Genomic DNA, 14,879 nt, shown 5'->3' with positions numbered 1-14,879 from the left:
TTTATGAATGTTTTTTGGGCGGTGGCAATATGGGCCCTGTGTTTTCCCTTTGGCGGTTTTGCCCAAGACGTCACTCTGACCTCGCGCAATGGCGCGTTGGCGATCCCAGGGCTGTTGCAAGGCTATGATGGCGAAGTGTTTCGGCTTCAAAGCCGCTATGGTCTGCTGACAATTGATGCCGCTGGCGTGATCTGCGATGGCCCCGCCTGCCCCGATTTGAACGCACCAAAAGCCAAGATCCGCATTGTTGGTGAAGCCGAAATAGGCCAAGCCCTGCTGCCAGCGCTGATCACAAGTTTTGCCGATGCGCTTGGGTTGGATCACAGCCCGATGCAGCTGCCAGAAAACACCGCACTGCTGAGCGACCCGATCACGCAGCAGGTTTTGGCCGAAATCTCGTTTCAAGCACTGCCCCCCGCTGCGGCAAAATCTGCGCTGACCGAGGGCCGTGCCGAACTGATGCTGGCGGCCATCGCCGATCCCGATTTTGGCAGCAAGGCGCTGGCGCTCGAGGCTTTGGTGCCGATTGTTGCGCCTGATAATCCCTTGGGCGCGATTTCGACCGTAGATCTGGCCAAGGCACTGGCGGGGAAACTGAACAACTGGCAAGAGCTTGGCGGCCCCGACATGCCTTTGGTGCTGCATGGTCTGGAGGCCGACAGCGATCTGCAACGTGCGCTGACGGCTCGATTGGGTGGTAGCACTGCGCCGATCATCCCGCATTCCAGCCTGAAAAGCTTGTCGCAGGCGGTGGCCAAAGACCCTTGGGCGCTGGCGATCACCGGGCGAAACGGCATCGGCCGTGCCAAGCAGCTGGCCTTGACCGACAGCTGCGGCTTTCCGCTGTCGCCCAGCCCGCTTGCAATAAAGGCCGAGGATTACCCACTGACACTGCCGGTTTATTTTCTAACCCCGCGCCGCCGCTTGCCGCTGATGGCGCGCGAGTTGTTGGAGTTTTTGGCCCAGCCCAGCGCCCAAGCTGCGATTGCGGCCAGCGGCTATAGTGACCGCAGCCCCGAGCGGCAACCGCTGGTCGCTGATGGTGCGCGTCTGATGACTGCGCTGGCGCATGCGGGTGCGGAAACCTCGCTTGCCGATCTGCAACAGCTTGCGGCTGTGATGCAGCAGGCCGACCGGCTGTCGCTGACCTTCCGCTTTCGTGACGGGTCGAATGACATGGACGCGAGTGCGCAAAACAGCCTTGCCGATCTGGCACGGCTGATCGAGGTGGATGGTTTCGCCAATACCAAGCTTATTCTTGCGGGGTTTTCAGATGGCACTGGTGGGGCCGCGGCAAACCGTGCGCTGGCGCAGGCCCGCGCGCAAGCGGTGTTAGACGCGCTAAAGACCCTGATCCCAAGCACACCCGAGGCCAAGCTGCCCAGCATTGCAGCCTTTGGCGAGGTGCTGCCAATTGCCTGCGATAAAACCGCCGCTGGTCGACGGTTGAACCGACGGGTCGAGCTGTGGTTGGAACCCGTCTTTGCGGGCCGCTAAAGATAGCCCTGCGCGCGAAAGCTCAGCTCGCGGCTTTTGCCGATAATCAGGTGATCATGCAGCAAAATGCCCAGAACATCCCCAGCATCTTTGATCTGATGCGTCATCGACACATCAGCATCCGAAGGTGTCGGGTCGCCTGAAGGGTGGTTGTGCACCAGAATAATCGCGCTGGCGTTCAGCTCTAGCGCGCGCTTGACCACCTCGCGCGGGTAGACGGGCACATGATCGACCGTGCCCTTGGCCTGTTCTTCATCGGCGATCAGCACGTTTTTGCGATCCAGAAACAGAATGCGGAACTGTTCGGTTTCACGGTGCGCCATGGTGGTGTGGCAATAATCCAGCAGCGCATCCCAAGACGACAGCACCGCGCGGTTCATCACCCGCGCGCGCATCATCCGCTGGGCTGCGGCTTCGACGATCTTCAGTTCTTGCACCACAGCCTCGCCCACGCCTTTGACCGCCAGCAAGCGTGTTGGGCTGGCGGTGACCACGCGGTTAAAATCGCCAAAGCTGTCAAGCAACAGCCGCGCCAAGGGCTTGACGTCTTGGCGTGGAATGGCGCGAAACAGCAGCAGTTCCAACATCTCGTAATCAGGCATCGCTGCCGCACCACCTTCCATAAAACGGCTGCGCAGGCGTTTGCGGTGATCGGCGATATAGGACGGCAATCTGCCCAAGACAGGCGCGCCCAGCGCTTCGTCCCCCTCTTCATGGGTGAACAGCGGCAAGCCCAAGTCCTGAAAGGCGCGATCTATGCTCATAGCGCAAAGCCTGCGCCAAAACTGGTGAATATATCGTTAAGATCAGCGCAACCGCGCCAAAAGCGCCAGCGAGGGCGCGCCAGTAACGGCCAGCCCCTGCGCCTGTTCATAAGCCGAAATCGCCGCAATGGTGTTTTTACCGATCACGCCATCGCTGCCTTGGATGTCAAAGCCCGCTTGGGTCAGCCGCCGCTGCAAAAGCTGGCGATCTGCAAGCGTCATCCCCTGCGCATCCGGCCCAAAAGACCCGCGCAGCGCAGGTTTGCCCGCCAATTGATCCGCCAGATAGCCCACCGCCATCGCGTATTTATCGCTGTTGTTATAGCGCTTGATGACGCCAAAGTTGTGATAGAGCAAAAACGCAGGCCCCATGGCACCGCCCGGCAGGCTAAGGCGTGCGGCGCCAAAGTTTCGCAGCTTGCCCCCCGCAGCCGGTCGCAGCCCCAAAGCCGCCCAATCTTTGCGTGGCCCTTTGTCGCGCGTGGAAAACCCTTTGGGCAAGATCACCTCTTGCCCCCAAGGCTGCCCGCGCGTCCAGCCCGATTGCGCCAGATAGGCCGCAGTCGAGGCCAGCGCGTCGGTTGGATCCTCGCCCCAAATATCGCGGCGACCATCGCCGGTGAAATCCACCGCATAGGCCTGAAAGGTGGTGGGAATAAACTGGGTGTGGCCCATCGCCCCGGCCCAACTGCCCAGCATGTTTTGCGGCGTGACATCGCCGCGCTGCAAGATCTTCAGCGCGGCAATCAACTGCTTTTCAAAGAACGGCCCGCGTCGGCCTTCATAGGCCAGCGTCGCCAAGGCTGAAATGGTTGGAATATCGCCGCGTTTGGTGCCGAAAAAGCTTTCAAACCCCCAGATTGCGGCGACGACATGCGGCTCGACCCCAAAGCGCGCCTCGATTGCTGTAAGTGTGCGCGCATGGCGGGCATAGGCTTTGCGCCCCAAAGCCATACGCTCGGGCGAGGTGGCGATTGCCATAAACTCTTCGGTGCTGCGCCGCCCCTCGATCTGTTTGCGGTCTTGCGCAATCACTTCGGGCAAAAGCCGCAGATCCTGAAACGCGCGGCGCAGAGTGGCTGCTGAGACGCCCTGCCTTACCGCCCGCGTCTGGAATCCACGCTGCCAGGCGTCAAAGCCCGCCGTCGATGCCAAAGCCGGGGCGGCAAAGACGCTTAACATCCCAAGCCCAAACCCGCGCCGCGTGATCGGCATGACAGCCCCCAATGCAAAAACCAATGCCCCGAAGCCTAATGGATTCGGGGCATTGCGCAACGTTTTGCTGTAAGATCGGCCTAGAGTCCGTGGCCGGCCCATGGCCCATGTTTATCGGCCAAACCATCCACCCGTTCAAAGCCATGCGCGCCAAAGAAATCGCGCTGCGCTTGGATCATATTCGCAGTCGAGCGACCAGTCCGCATCATATCAAACCAAGCCAGACCTGACGCCAGCGCCGGAACCGGCAGCCCGGCCAGCGCTGCCGCCGCAACCACGGCACGCAGATCGCCGTGGCTGGCCTTCAGATGATCGGCAAAGAACGGCGCGAACATCAGGTTGCGCGCGGCGTCATCGCTTAGCGCAGTCGCCATGTCATTCAACATCGACGAGCGGATGATGCAGCCTTCGCGCCAGACCCGCGCGATATCGGGCAAGGGCATCGGCCAATCAAAGGCCTTGGCCGCAGCCGAGATCAAAGCAAAGCCCTGCGCATAGCACAGGATCTTTCCCGCAATCATCGCCTGTTCCAATTGCGCCAAAGTCACAGAAGTGGTCGGCTGCGGTGCCGCACCAAACAGCGCCTCGCCTGCCAAGCGCTCTTCCAGACGCGACGACAGATTGCGCGCCATCACCGCAGCCTCGATCGCGGGGATCGTGGCGGCAAGGTGCTGCGCCTCGATCACCGTCCAGCGACCTGTGCCTTTCTGGCCTGCGCGGTCCAAGATCATATCCAGCATCGGTTTGCCGCTATGGCTGTCGGTGGCGGCGGCAACTTCGGCGGAAATCTCGATCAGATAAGACTGTAGAACGCCAGCGTTCCAGCCGCGCAGCACTGTTGCAATCTCGGCGGCCTGCATGCCCAAGCCGTCGCGCATCACGCCATAAACCTCGGCGATCATCTGCATATCGGCGTATTCAATGCCGTTGTGCACGGCTTTGACAAAATGCCCCGCCCCGGCTGGGCCCATATATTCAGCGCAAGGCTCGCCCTTATACTGCGCGGCAATGGCGTTCAGCACGGGGGCAACGCGGTCCCAATCGGCCTTATCGCCGCCGCCCATGATCGCAGGACCATGGCGCGCGCCCTCTTCGCCGCCGGAAACGCCAATGCCCAAAAACCGCGGACCGCCCTTGGCTGCCGCCGCCGCACGGCGATTGGTGTCATGAAACAGCGCATTGCCCGCGTCGATGATCAGATCTTGCGCCGACAAAAGCGGCGTCAGATCGGCAATCATATCATCCACCGCCTGCCCCGCCGGCACCATCAGAACAATCGCGCGCGGGGGCGTGATGGCAGCCACCAGTTCGGCCAAACTCTCGGTCGCGGTGATCATCGGCGCAAGCGCGCCGGCCTCGGCCTTAAACCCATGCGTCACAGCGGTGGTGCGGTTCCAGACCGCAATCGGAAACCCCTTTTCAGCGATGTTGAGGGCCAGCATGGCCCCCATAGTGCCAAGCCCGATCAGGCCGATTTGCGCGGTGTTCGTCATGGTTTCTGGTCTCCAACACGGTTCAAGGTGATCGCGTATAGGCTTGTTGTGGCGGTAATGAAAAGCTGATGCTTGGCGCGCCCGCCAAAACACAGGTTCGAGACAACTTCGGGCACAAGGATTTTCCCCAACAAAGCCCCATCAGGCGCAAGGCAATGCACCCCATCGGCGGCCGAAGACCATAGGTTTCCGTCTCTATCACAGCGGATTCCATCGGCGCAGCCTGCGCTGATGCTGTGAAAAACCTTGCCGCCCTTGGGTCGGCCAGAGGTCATGTCAAAGCGACGGATATGTTGTGGATCATCGCTGAACATCCGGCCGGTATCGGCGACATAAAGCACCTGTTCGTCGGGGCTGAACGCCAACCCGTTGGGGCAGTTGAAATCGGTTAGAACCGCCTCGATCTGGCCCGAGGGATCAACGCGGTAGAGATGACAAGGCAGCTCTTGTTCGCCCGCAAAACCTTCGTAGTTGGTCATGATGCCGTAATGCGGATCGCTGAACCAGATTGCGCCATCGGCGGTGACGACGATATCGTTGGGCGAATTCAACCTTTTGCCCTGATAGCTGTCGGCGATAACGGTGATTGATCCATCCAATTCGGTCCGCGTCACCCGCCGCGTGCCATGTTCACAAGACAACAGCCGCCCCTGCCGATCACGGGTGTGGCCATTGGCGTAGTTTGACGGCGCGCGATAGGTGCTGATGCCGTGATCGGGCGTGTAGCGCAAAATGCGGTTGTTCGGAATATCCGAGAACAGCAGACAGCCCGCATCGCCAAACCAAACCGGCCCCTCGACCCAGTCAAACCCCGTCGCCAGCTTTTTCACCGGAGCATTGCCCATCACAAAGCGTGCAAATCTTGCGTCATGGCTCTCAAAGAATGTCATATCCTGCCTCCTTCTCTCGCCCATGTTACCGATAACATTGGCGGGGTCAAAATCAAAGTATCCCGCCGCATACCCCCAGACCACCAAAATCGGCTGCGGCTTTCTCGCGGATTTCTTGGCAAATAGGAATTGACCCGCAGCGGCGCACCCCCCATCTGTAGTCTGAACGCTTTTCCAGAGAGGATATTCCATGCCCAACGAATTGCTTGGCAGCGGTGCCGCCTTTTTAGCCATTGCGCTGCTGATTATCGTCACCCTCTACAAGGCCGTGCGGATTGTGCCGCAAAGCCAAAAGTTCGTTGTCGAACGCTTTGGCCGCCTGCATTCGGTGCTTGGGCCCGGTTTGAACCTTGTTGTGCCCTATCTGGACCGCATCGCGCATAAGGTTTCGGTGCTGGAACGCCAATTGCCAACCGCCCGCCAAGACGCGATCACCACAGATAACGTCTTGGTGCAGGTGGAAACCTCGGTGTTCTATCGCATCATCTCGCCCGAAAAGACCGTCTACCGGATTCGTGACGTTGACGCGGCGATTGCGACAACCGTAGCGGGGATCGTGCGCTCGGAAATCGGCAAGATGGAACTGGATCAGGTGCAATCGAACCGCAACGAGCTGACCGCCAATATCCGCGAACATGTGCGGGCGATGGTCGATGATTGGGGTATCGAGGTGACGCGCGCCGAGATTTTGGATGTGGCGCTGGATGAGGCCACTCGCCAGGCGATGATGCAGCAGCTGAACGCCGAGCGTGCCCGTCGTGCGCAGGTGACCGAAGCCGAGGGCAAAAAGCGCGCGGTCGAGCTGAACGCCGATGCCGAACTTTACGCGGCCGAACAAGAGGCAAAGGCGCGGCGCATCCTGTCAGATGCCGAAGCCTATGCCACCAGCACCATCGCCGCTGCGATCAAGGAAAACGGCATAGAGGCCGCGCAATATCAGGTTGCGCTGAAACAGGTCGAGGCGCTAACCGCCGTTGGTCAAGGGGCGGGCAAGCAGACTATCATCGTTCCGGCTCAGGCCTTGGAGGCCTTTGGCGATGCGTTTAAAATGTTGAAGGGGCGCTGATATGACACTTTTGGGCATCTGGTGGGTCTGGATCACCCTTGGCGCGGGTCTTGCTGTGCTCGAGGTTCTGGTGCCCGGCTTTCTGTTTCTGGGCTTTGCCATCGCCGCAGTGATTATGGCGGCTTTGGTAACGCTGAACCTGACGCAAAGCCTGCCTTTGTTGATTTTGCTTTATACCCTGCTTGCGCTGCTGGCCTGGCTGGGGCTGCGGGCAAAATTTGGCAATGGAAAAGGCAGCGTGAAGGTTTGGCACGACGACATCAATGACACCTAACCGCCGCTAGGCCTTGCGTGCTTTGCTGCGCAGCTGCGCCTTGATCCAAGGGCGATCCTTTGAAAAGTTGTGAAACTGCTCGGGAAAGCTGTCGCGGAACACATCCAATGCCGCGCGCACCGTTTCCAGATCACTCAAGGCACGCGCGCACCAGATCACGCTCACCAGCGTTTGCCAGCGGCTGGGATCAATCCGATAGGCGGAATAAAGTGCTGCAAGCTGGCCAGTGCGGTCGTCTAGCGCCTCGCAACACTCTGACAATGTCAAGCATGTGCTAAGATCACTTTCAGCGGCATGTGGGTTCTGCTCGATCACCATCCGCGCTTGGGTTGGCGCCCCCACCTGCACCAATTGCGCTGCGACCCTGCGCACATCCTCCACCCGCGTCAATGCCGGCGGCTGCCCCAGAAGCGACACTACGAAAGACATCACCTGCGCCAAACCGCTAGGTGACAGATGTACAGGCACTATGCCATCGGTTGCAAAAACAGGATCAGCCAGCGGGGTCTTGGAATTATAATCGGCAAAAAAGCTGACATAGTGACACTGGCTTGCATTGGCCAATCGCCAGAAATCGCCCCAACGCGTCGTGGCGGTTTGTAAGGTGCCAAGTTCAATCACATAGGTTTCTGGCGCGGCGAACAGCATATTGGCAAAACCAGCACCATGATAGGAAATCATCACCTCGGCATTTGCCATCAAAGCGATCTGCTCCAGCGGCGTCAGATTTTCAAACGCCACATGCTGAAATCCGAACAGGCCCAAAAGATCAAAGATCTCGTTCTCGCCCTTCATATGGCGCGGCCGCGCTTGCCCCTCTTCTCGGCCAACCCAAAACCGCCGCGGCAGATGGCTGAAATCCATACCCGCAATCGCCTGCAACCCCCGCGCACGCAGGGCGTAAAGCGTTGAATCAACCGAATTCATTGCCAGAATGCCATGCGAAGCGCGCGTCGCCACCCGACCCTTCCAAAGAGTTTTCGAGGGTGCAAAGGCATCCAACTCGGCGCTTTGCGTCACAGGCAAATGGTAATAGCTGGGCCCAAAGCTATAGGGCAGAACCACCTCGGCGTGATGGAAGGGCGCGCGTTCAAAGATCACCCGATCAGCCAATTCAGGAAACAGCGCCTCAATAAAGGCAAAGGCAAACAGCCGAGTCTTGTCGTTTGAATTTGGATAGTGAAAGTAGATCGGACCCTGCACTCCAGCCTCGGCCACCAAGGTTAACTGGCACAGAGCTTCACTGATAAAGTGAAAATAGTTAAAGGTGTTGCGGCATTCGATGGCAAAGGCGGTCTCGGAAGGCAGCGCTGTGGCGACAAGCGGCGCCGTTTTGCCCGCGTTCTCGGCTTGGCAGTGGTGAAAATAATCGACCAAAGCCTGCTCGGGGTCAAAATCCTGCGTCTCATTCTTCCAACAATAATGATTCAACAGGCGCGAGCCCGAAGCACCATTGACCAAACATTTACCACCCGTCGTCACGAAAGATTTCTTGAACCAAACGTCCCGCAGAAAAACCGGAGCGCATTTAACCTCGATCGCCTGCTTAAAGCTGCGATGCTTGCGCGTTAGAGCCAGATGCGCTTCGATCTTCTCGTTCATTTCGGGGTGTTCGCTGGCAGCAAAACCGTGAATCTGCGCCCTTGGCCTTGGCCGCCAGAAAAAATCTGGCTGCTGCAACATCGCAAACCCTTCCCCGCCAAAGGGGTTCAAAATCAGGCCGTCCGGCGCTTGATGAAAAGTTATCTGGTTAAGCACGACACTCACTGAATGATTTGGCAACAAATTCGGTCTGATGCGAAAGTATTAACACGGAACGCGGCGGTTTCCAGTCAAATGGCGGGCCAGCGGTGGTTCCCTTTTTGCTGCCAAAATGCTTTGCTGCCCGCGACATAAGCCTTGGGGGGTCGGGTGAGCGACGAGACTGTAACGCCGATGATGGCGCAATATCTGGAGATCAAGGCGCAGAACCCCGGCGCGCTGCTGTTTTACCGGATGGGCGATTTCTACGAGATGTTTTTTGACGACGCCGTCGCTGCGGCCGAAGCGCTGGACATTGCGCTGACCAAGCGCGGTTTTCACAAGGGCGAACCGATTTCGATGTGCGGCGTGCCCTATCATGCCGCCGAGGGCTATCTGCTGACGCTGATCCGCAAAGGCTTTCGCGTGGCGATTGCCGAGCAGATGGAAGATCCGGCCGAGGCGAAAAAGCGCGGCTCGAAATCTGTGGTGAAGCGCGATGTGGTGCGGCTGGTGACACCCGGCACTTTGACCGAAGATTCCCTGCTCGAGGCGCGGCGGCACAACTATCTTTGCGCCTTTGCCGAAGTGCGCGACGAAGCAGCGCTGGCTTGGGTGGATATCTCGACCGGAGAGCTGCGGGTGATGCCCTGCCCGCTGGTGCGACTGGGGCCGGAACTGGCACGGCTGGCGCCGCGCGAGGTGCTGGTTTCCGAAGCGCGAGAGACTGATTTGGCGGCAATAGTCACTGAATCGGGGGCCGCACTGACAGGTTTGGCACGGGGGAGTTTTGATTCCACCAGTGGCGAGGCGCGGCTGTGTCAGCTGTGGCAGATCGGCTCGCTGGAGGCCTTTGGCAATTTTGGCCGCGCCGAGATTGCGGCGATGGGTGGGCTGGTCGATTACCTTGATTTGACCCAGCGCGGCAAGCTGCCGCTGTTGCGTGCGCCGCTGCGGGAAAGCGCCGATGGCGCGGTGCAGATTGATGCCTCGACCCGCCGAAACCTTGAGATCACCCAAGCGCTTTCGGGAGGACGCGAGGGGTCGTTGCTTGCTGCCGTTGACCGAACAATGACAGCGGCGGGGGCGCGGTTGTTGGAGCGTCGGATTTCCAGCCCCTCACGCGATCTGGCGACGATCGGGGCGCGGCTGGAGGCGGTGCGGTTTTTACTGAATGCCGCAGCGCTGCGCGAGGCTTTGCGGGCGGATTTGCGCCGCGTGCCCGATATTGACCGCGCGCTGTCGCGGCTGGCGCTTGATCGCGGCGGGCCGCGCGACTTTGCGGCCATTCGTGCGGGGCTGACCCAAGCCGAAAGCATCGCGGCGCGGCTGAGCGATGTGCCAGAGATTTTGCGCGACGCCGGTCAAGCGCTGCTGGGCCACGGTGCCTTGATTGATCTGCTGGATGCGGCGCTGGTTGCCGAACCGCCGCTGTTTGCGCGGGATGGCGGCTTTGTGGCCGCAGGCTATGATGCAGAATTGGACGAAACGCGAAGATTGCGCGACGAAGGCCGTGGCGTGATTGCAGCGATGCAGGCCGAGTATATTCAGCAAACTGGCGTGCAGAGTTTGAAGATCAAGCACAACAATGTGCTGGGCTATTTCATTGAAACCACCGCGACGCATGCCGAAAAGATGCTGGCACCACCGCTTTCGAACAGCTTTATCCATCGCCAGACCACCGCCAATCAGGTGCGCTTTACCACTCTACCGTTGAACGAGATCGAGACCAAGATCCTGAACGCGGGCAACCATGCTTTGGAGATTGAAAAACGTCACTATTCCGCCCTTAGAGACGGTATATTGGCGCAATCTGGGCCGATTGGTGCGGCGGCACGTGCGCTTGCCGAGATTGACCTTGCGGCGAGTTTTGCCGACTTGGCGATGGCCGAAAACTGGAGCGAGCCGCGCGTCGATGCGAGCCGCGCCTTTGTCGTGGAGGGCGGACGGCATCCAGTGGTTGAACGCGCCCTACGCCGGCAAGGTGGCGGGGCTTTTGTGGCGAATGACTGCGCGCTGACCCAAGAGCAGACGCCCGCGATCTGGCTGCTGACCGGGCCCAATATGGCGGGTAAATCGACGTTTCTGCGGCAGAACGCGCTGATCGCCTTGCTGGCGCAGGCGGGCAGCTTTGTGCCGGCGAAATCGGCGCATATCGGGCTGGTCAGCCAGTTGTTCAGCCGGGTTGGGGCCTCGGACGATCTGGCGCGGGGGCGGTCGACCTTTATGGTTGAAATGGTCGAAACCGCGGCGATTTTGAATCAGGCCGATGATCGGGCCTTGGTTATTCTGGACGAGATCGGGCGCGGCACCGCGACCTATGACGGGCTGTCGATTGCTTGGGCGACGATGGAGCATCTGCACGAAACCAACCGATGCCGCGCGCTGTTTGCCACGCATTATCATGAGATGACAGCCTTGGCGGATAAGTTGCAGGGCGTGGAAAACGCCACCGTCACGGTGAAGGAATGGGACGGCGATGTGATCTTTTTGCACGAGGTCAAGCGCGGCGCGGCGGATCGCAGCTATGGCGTGCAGGTGGCGCGTCTGGCGGGGCTGCCGATGGCGGTGATCGAGCGGGCGAAGGTGGTGCTGGAGGCTTTGGAAGCGGGCGAGCGTGAGGGCGGCGCGCGGCAAAAGACCTTGATTGACGATTTGCCGCTGTTTCGCGCCATTCCGGTGGCGGCACCGAAGCCTGTCACGCAGGCTTCGGCCGTTGAGGCGCGGTTGAAAGAGGTCATGCCGGATGAGCTGACCCCGATTGAGGCACTGCGTTTGGTCTACAGCCTGAAGGATCTGCTGAAACCCTAGGCTGTAGCGCGTTTAGCCTTGGGTGTTGGAGGAAACACCCACCTGCGCGGGGCGCAGCAGGCGGTCGTGCAGCATAAAGCCAGTGCCCATCACCTGAATGATTTGGCCTGCTTTGGTGCCGCCGACGGGGGCTTCGAACATGGCTTGGTGCTGCTGCGGATCAAAGACATCGCCCAAAGACGGGTTGATTTCGGTGACGCCGTGCTTGGCCAAAACATTGGTCAACTCGCGCAGGGTCAGCTCTAGCCCCTCGATCAGGGCGGCTGCCTGTGTGCGGGTTTCCTCGGTTGCGGCGTCTAGGGCGCGCTTGAGATTATCGTAGACGGGCAGCATGTCGCGGGCGAGTTTGCTGCCGCCGTATTGTTCAGCCTCGCGACGATCACGCTCGCTGCGCTTGCGGCTGTTTTCAGCATCGGCAAGAGCGCGCATGAAGCGGTCGCGCATATCGTCGCGTTCGGCACGCAGTGTTTCAAGCTCATCCGCTTGGATAAAATCTTCCAGACCGCCAAGGTCTAAATCTTCGGGGCCGTTGTTTTCCTGCGCCATAGTCGTCTTCCTTACATTCAAACCGTCTTGCAGCGAGGCTTATCCCGAACCACGTTCGGACAAAAGCCTGCCAACCAACTGCGCGGTATAATCAACAATGGGAACGATGCGGCCATAATTCAACCGCGTCGGACCAATCACACCTACCGCACCGATGATCTTTCGATCAGCGTTCATATAGGGAGAGACCACCAGAGAGGAACCCGAAAGTGAGAAGAGTTTGTTCTCAGAGCCAATAAAAATGCGGACACCTTCGCCGGTTTCGGCCAATTCAAGGAAATCGGCGATGTCGCGCTTGCGTTCAAGGTCATCAAACAGCACGCGAATGCGGTCGATGTCTTCGGATTCGCTGCTGTTTTCGATCAGATTGGCACGGCCGCGCACGATTAGGCGTTCACTTTGCTCGCCGCTGTTTTCCCACAAAACGATGCCGCTTTCGACCAGTTCGCGCGCCAGCGAATCGATTTCTTGACGGCGGCGAGCGATGTCTTGACCCATGGTGCGGCGCAGTTCCGAAAGGGTTTTGCCAGTGGCCAAGGAATTCAGAAAATTCGCAGCCTCGCGCATTGAGGAAGGGGTTTGGCCGGGGGGTGGAGTGAACAGGCGGTTTTCGACATGGCCGTTGGCGAAGACCAAAACCACCAGCACGCGTTCGGCAGAGAGGCTAACGAATTCGATATGGCGAATCGCGGCCTCGACCTTGGGGGCCAGCACCACGCTGGCACCGCGGGTGATACCCGAGAGCGTGCCGCCGATAGTATCGAGCAGGCCGGCAATGTCTTGGTCGGTGCCAGAGCTGGCCGTGTCGATCAATTTGCGGTCTTCGACACCGACGTCACCTACCTCGAGTAGGCCATCGACAAACATGCGCAAGCCCATCTGAGTCGGGATTCGCCCTGCCGAGACATGCGGGCTGTCGAGAAGGCCCAGAAATTCGAGATCCTGCATCACATTGCGGATGGTGGCGGCAGAGAGACGTTCGGTCATGCTGCGGGTCAAGGTGCGCGAGCCGACAGGATCGCCCGAGGCGATGTAGCCCTCGACCACACGGCGGAACACCTCGCGGGAGCGGTCATTCATTTCGGACAGTAGTTTTTTGCCGTCATTCATTGCGAAATTCCCAACCTGAGCTTTCATTAAGGAGGCTTCCGCGCCCGCGTCAATGAGGCTTGCATCTGGAAGCGGCACGGGACTATCTGGAGCCCAGAAAAATAAGGAAATGAACATGCGCCCGTCTGGCCGGAAACTGAATGAAATGCGCCCCGTGTCGATCGAAATCGATGTGATGAAACATGCAGAAGGATCTTGTTTGATCAAGATGGGGGCAACGCATGTGCTGTGCTCGGCAACGATTGAAGACAAGGCGCCGTCATTCCTGAAGAATTCTGGGCTTGGCTGGGTGACGGCGGAATATGGCATGCTGCCACGCGCGACGAACTCGCGAACGCGTCGTGAGGCGGCCATGGGAAAGCAAACTGGACGAACTCAGGAAATTCAAAGGCTTATAGGTAGAGCGCTGCGGGCTGGCGTTGACCGATCGGCGCTTGGAGAGCGGCAGATCGTTGTGGATTGCGACGTTATTCAAGCCGACGGCGGCACGCGTTGTGCTGCGATCACAGGTGGTTGGGTTGCGCTGCGGCTGGCGATGAACAAGCTTATGAAGGCTGGAACGATTGTGAGCGATCCGATGATTGATCATGTTGCCGCAATCTCTTGTGGGATTTATGCGGGGCAGCCAGTTTTGGATCTGGATTATCCTGAGGACTCTGCGGCTGGTACCGATGGTAACTTTATTTTGACTGGCCGCCGGCGGCTGATTGAAGTGCAAATGTCGGCCGAAGGTGCGACGTTTTCGCGTGAAGAGATGGGCGCGCTGCTGGATTTGGCGGAAGCAGGGGCCGCGGAATTGGTAGCCGCCCAAAAGGCTGCCTTGGGGTTGATTTGATGCGGAAGTTTTCTGGAGCCAGGCTTTTGGTTGCCACGCATAATCGAGGAAAGCTTGAGGAAATCATTGATTTACTTCAGCCTTTTGGGATTGAAGTTGTCTCTGCCGCAGCGATGGGTCTGCCAGAACCTGCCGAAACAGAGACGAGTTTTGTTGGCAATGCTCGGATCAAAGCCCATGCTGCGGCGCGCGCGACGGGGTTGCCAGCCTTGTCTGATGACTCTGGGATCACAGTCGATGTGCTAGAGGGCGCGCCTGGGGTTTACACGGCAGATTGGGCGGAAACGCCAACGGGTCGCGACTTTATGTTAGCAATGACGAGGACATGGGCGGCGATCAGCGCGCGCAACGCCTCAGCACCCTATAGCGCTCAGTTTCGATGCACCTTGGTTTTGGCTTGGCCTGATGGGCATGATGAAGTCTTCGAAGGCGTCATGCCTGGGCAGGTTGTATGGCCACCGCGGGGTGAGCATGGTCACGGCTATGATCCTGTGTTTGTGCCCGACGGCTTTGCTTTGACTTGCGCCGAACTGGATCGGGAGACCAAGAATAAAATAAGCCACAGAGGTCAAGCTTTTCAACAGCTTGTGACCGGATGTTTCACGTGAAACATTCACGGGGCGCCAAGAGGATTGTGC

General features: G+C 59.1%; 13 protein-coding genes. 6 read left to right on the top strand and 7 right to left on the bottom strand.

The genetic code is table 11. From position 1 onward, the window contains the following. Window positions 1–3: 3 nt before the first annotated feature. Window positions 4–1,497, top strand: coding sequence for an OmpA family protein (locus V7Q10_RS02115; RefSeq protein WP_333867381.1), 1,494 nt, complete (start codon window positions 4–6; stop codon window positions 1,495–1,497). Here V7Q10_RS02115 and radC read toward each other — a convergent pair. From radC to V7Q10_RS02095, 4 genes are all read right to left on the bottom strand, one after another. Beyond that, entirely contained in the window at window positions 1,494–2,261 is a 768-nt protein-coding gene (radC, locus tag V7Q10_RS02110) for a RadC family protein (RefSeq protein ID WP_333867380.1), read from the bottom strand. The two genes, V7Q10_RS02115 and radC, sit on opposite strands and share 4 nt — an antisense overlap. A gap of 42 nt (window positions 2,262–2,303) precedes the next feature. Then, window positions 2,304–3,476, bottom strand: coding sequence for a lytic murein transglycosylase (locus V7Q10_RS02105; protein WP_333867379.1), 1,173 nt, complete (start codon window positions 3,474–3,476; stop codon window positions 2,304–2,306). 80 nt (window positions 3,477–3,556) lie between these two features. Next, a complete protein-coding gene (gene gndA / locus V7Q10_RS02100) occupies window positions 3,557–4,969 on the bottom strand; it encodes an NADP-dependent phosphogluconate dehydrogenase (protein ID WP_333867378.1) in 1,413 nt (470 codons plus the stop codon). Further along, window positions 4,966–5,859: an SMP-30/gluconolactonase/LRE family protein gene (locus V7Q10_RS02095; RefSeq protein ID WP_333867377.1), complete on the bottom strand. Its 894-nt coding sequence runs from the start codon at window positions 5,857–5,859 to the stop codon at window positions 4,966–4,968. Before V7Q10_RS02095 ends, gndA begins: the two co-directional genes overlap by 4 nt. Before the next feature lie 190 nt (window positions 5,860–6,049). Between V7Q10_RS02095 and V7Q10_RS02090 the strand changes: the two genes are divergently transcribed. Then, window positions 6,050–6,925: an SPFH domain-containing protein gene (locus tag V7Q10_RS02090; protein ID WP_333867376.1), complete on the top strand. Its 876-nt coding sequence runs from the start codon at window positions 6,050–6,052 to the stop codon at window positions 6,923–6,925. Window position 6,926: 1 nt separating this feature from the next. Continuing rightward, window positions 6,927–7,199 carry an NfeD family protein gene (locus V7Q10_RS02085; protein ID WP_333867375.1) on the top strand — a complete coding sequence of 91 codons (273 nt, stop codon included), beginning with the start codon at window positions 6,927–6,929 and terminating at the stop codon, window positions 7,197–7,199. A gap of 6 nt (window positions 7,200–7,205) precedes the next feature. On the opposite strand, the gene V7Q10_RS02080 is transcribed toward V7Q10_RS02085, so the two are convergent. Beyond that, a complete protein-coding gene (locus V7Q10_RS02080; RefSeq protein WP_333867374.1) occupies window positions 7,206–8,801 on the bottom strand; it encodes a glycosyltransferase family 61 protein in 1,596 nt (531 codons plus the stop codon). Between the two features lie 309 nt (window positions 8,802–9,110). On the opposite strand from V7Q10_RS02080, the gene mutS reads away from it, so the two are divergent. Further along, window positions 9,111–11,750 (top strand): DNA mismatch repair protein MutS, encoded by a 2,640-nt coding sequence (gene mutS / locus V7Q10_RS02075; RefSeq protein WP_333867373.1) that lies wholly within the window; start codon window positions 9,111–9,113, stop codon window positions 11,748–11,750. A 12-nt stretch (window positions 11,751–11,762) separates the two neighbouring features. On the opposite strand, the gene V7Q10_RS02070 is transcribed toward mutS, so the two are convergent. Both V7Q10_RS02070 and hrcA read right to left on the bottom strand, forming a co-directional pair. Next, a complete protein-coding gene (locus tag V7Q10_RS02070; RefSeq protein WP_333867372.1) occupies window positions 11,763–12,296 on the bottom strand; it encodes a nucleotide exchange factor GrpE in 534 nt (177 codons plus the stop codon). Window positions 12,297–12,335: 39 nt separating this feature from the next. Next, window positions 12,336–13,406 carry a heat-inducible transcriptional repressor HrcA gene (gene hrcA / locus V7Q10_RS02065; protein WP_333867371.1) on the bottom strand — a complete coding sequence of 357 codons (1,071 nt, stop codon included), beginning with the start codon at window positions 13,404–13,406 and terminating at the stop codon, window positions 12,336–12,338. 115 nt (window positions 13,407–13,521) lie between these two features. Between hrcA and rph the strand changes: the two genes are divergently transcribed. Together rph and rdgB are read left to right on the top strand one after the other, a co-directional pair. Then, complete coding sequence (gene rph, locus V7Q10_RS02060) at window positions 13,522–14,241, top strand: ribonuclease PH (RefSeq protein ID WP_333867439.1); 720 nt, start codon at window positions 13,522–13,524, stop codon at window positions 14,239–14,241. Continuing rightward, window positions 14,238–14,849 carry an RdgB/HAM1 family non-canonical purine NTP pyrophosphatase gene (gene rdgB, locus V7Q10_RS02055; RefSeq protein ID WP_333867370.1) on the top strand — a complete coding sequence of 204 codons (612 nt, stop codon included), beginning with the start codon at window positions 14,238–14,240 and terminating at the stop codon, window positions 14,847–14,849. Before rph ends, rdgB begins: the two co-directional genes overlap by 4 nt. Window positions 14,850–14,879: the final 30 nt, after the last annotated feature.

This window comes from Cypionkella sp. (genome assembly GCF_036782355.1).
In the GTDB taxonomy this organism is placed as follows: Bacteria; Pseudomonadota; Alphaproteobacteria; order Rhodobacterales; family Rhodobacteraceae; genus Cypionkella.
This window is presented reverse-complemented; position numbering and strand designations above follow the sequence as displayed.

Bases quoted from the DNA above. Each gene is read 5' to 3' on its own strand.
- V7Q10_RS02115 (WP_333867381.1), top strand. From the start codon at position 4: ATGAATGTTTTTTGGGCGGTGGCAATATGGGCCCTGTGTTTTCCCTTT.
- radC (WP_333867380.1), bottom strand. From the start codon at position 2,261: ATGAGCATAGATCGCGCCTTTCAGGACTTGGGCTTGCCGCTGTTCACC.
- V7Q10_RS02105 (WP_333867379.1), bottom strand. From the start codon at position 3,476: ATGCCGATCACGCGGCGCGGGTTTGGGCTTGGGATGTTAAGCGTCTTT.
- gndA (WP_333867378.1), bottom strand. From the start codon at position 4,969: ATGACGAACACCGCGCAAATCGGCCTGATCGGGCTTGGCACTATGGGG.
- V7Q10_RS02095 (WP_333867377.1), bottom strand. From the start codon at position 5,859: ATGACATTCTTTGAGAGCCATGACGCAAGATTTGCACGCTTTGTGATG.
- V7Q10_RS02090 (WP_333867376.1), top strand. From the start codon at position 6,050: ATGCCCAACGAATTGCTTGGCAGCGGTGCCGCCTTTTTAGCCATTGCG.
- V7Q10_RS02085 (WP_333867375.1), top strand. From the start codon at position 6,927: ATGACACTTTTGGGCATCTGGTGGGTCTGGATCACCCTTGGCGCGGGT.
- V7Q10_RS02080 (WP_333867374.1), bottom strand. From the start codon at position 8,801: ATGAACGAGAAGATCGAAGCGCATCTGGCTCTAACGCGCAAGCATCGC.
- V7Q10_RS02070 (WP_333867372.1), bottom strand. From the start codon at position 12,296: ATGGCGCAGGAAAACAACGGCCCCGAAGATTTAGACCTTGGCGGTCTG.
- hrcA (WP_333867371.1), bottom strand. From the start codon at position 13,406: ATGAATGACGGCAAAAAACTACTGTCCGAAATGAATGACCGCTCCCGC.
- rph (WP_333867439.1), top strand. From the start codon at position 13,522: ATGCGCCCGTCTGGCCGGAAACTGAATGAAATGCGCCCCGTGTCGATC.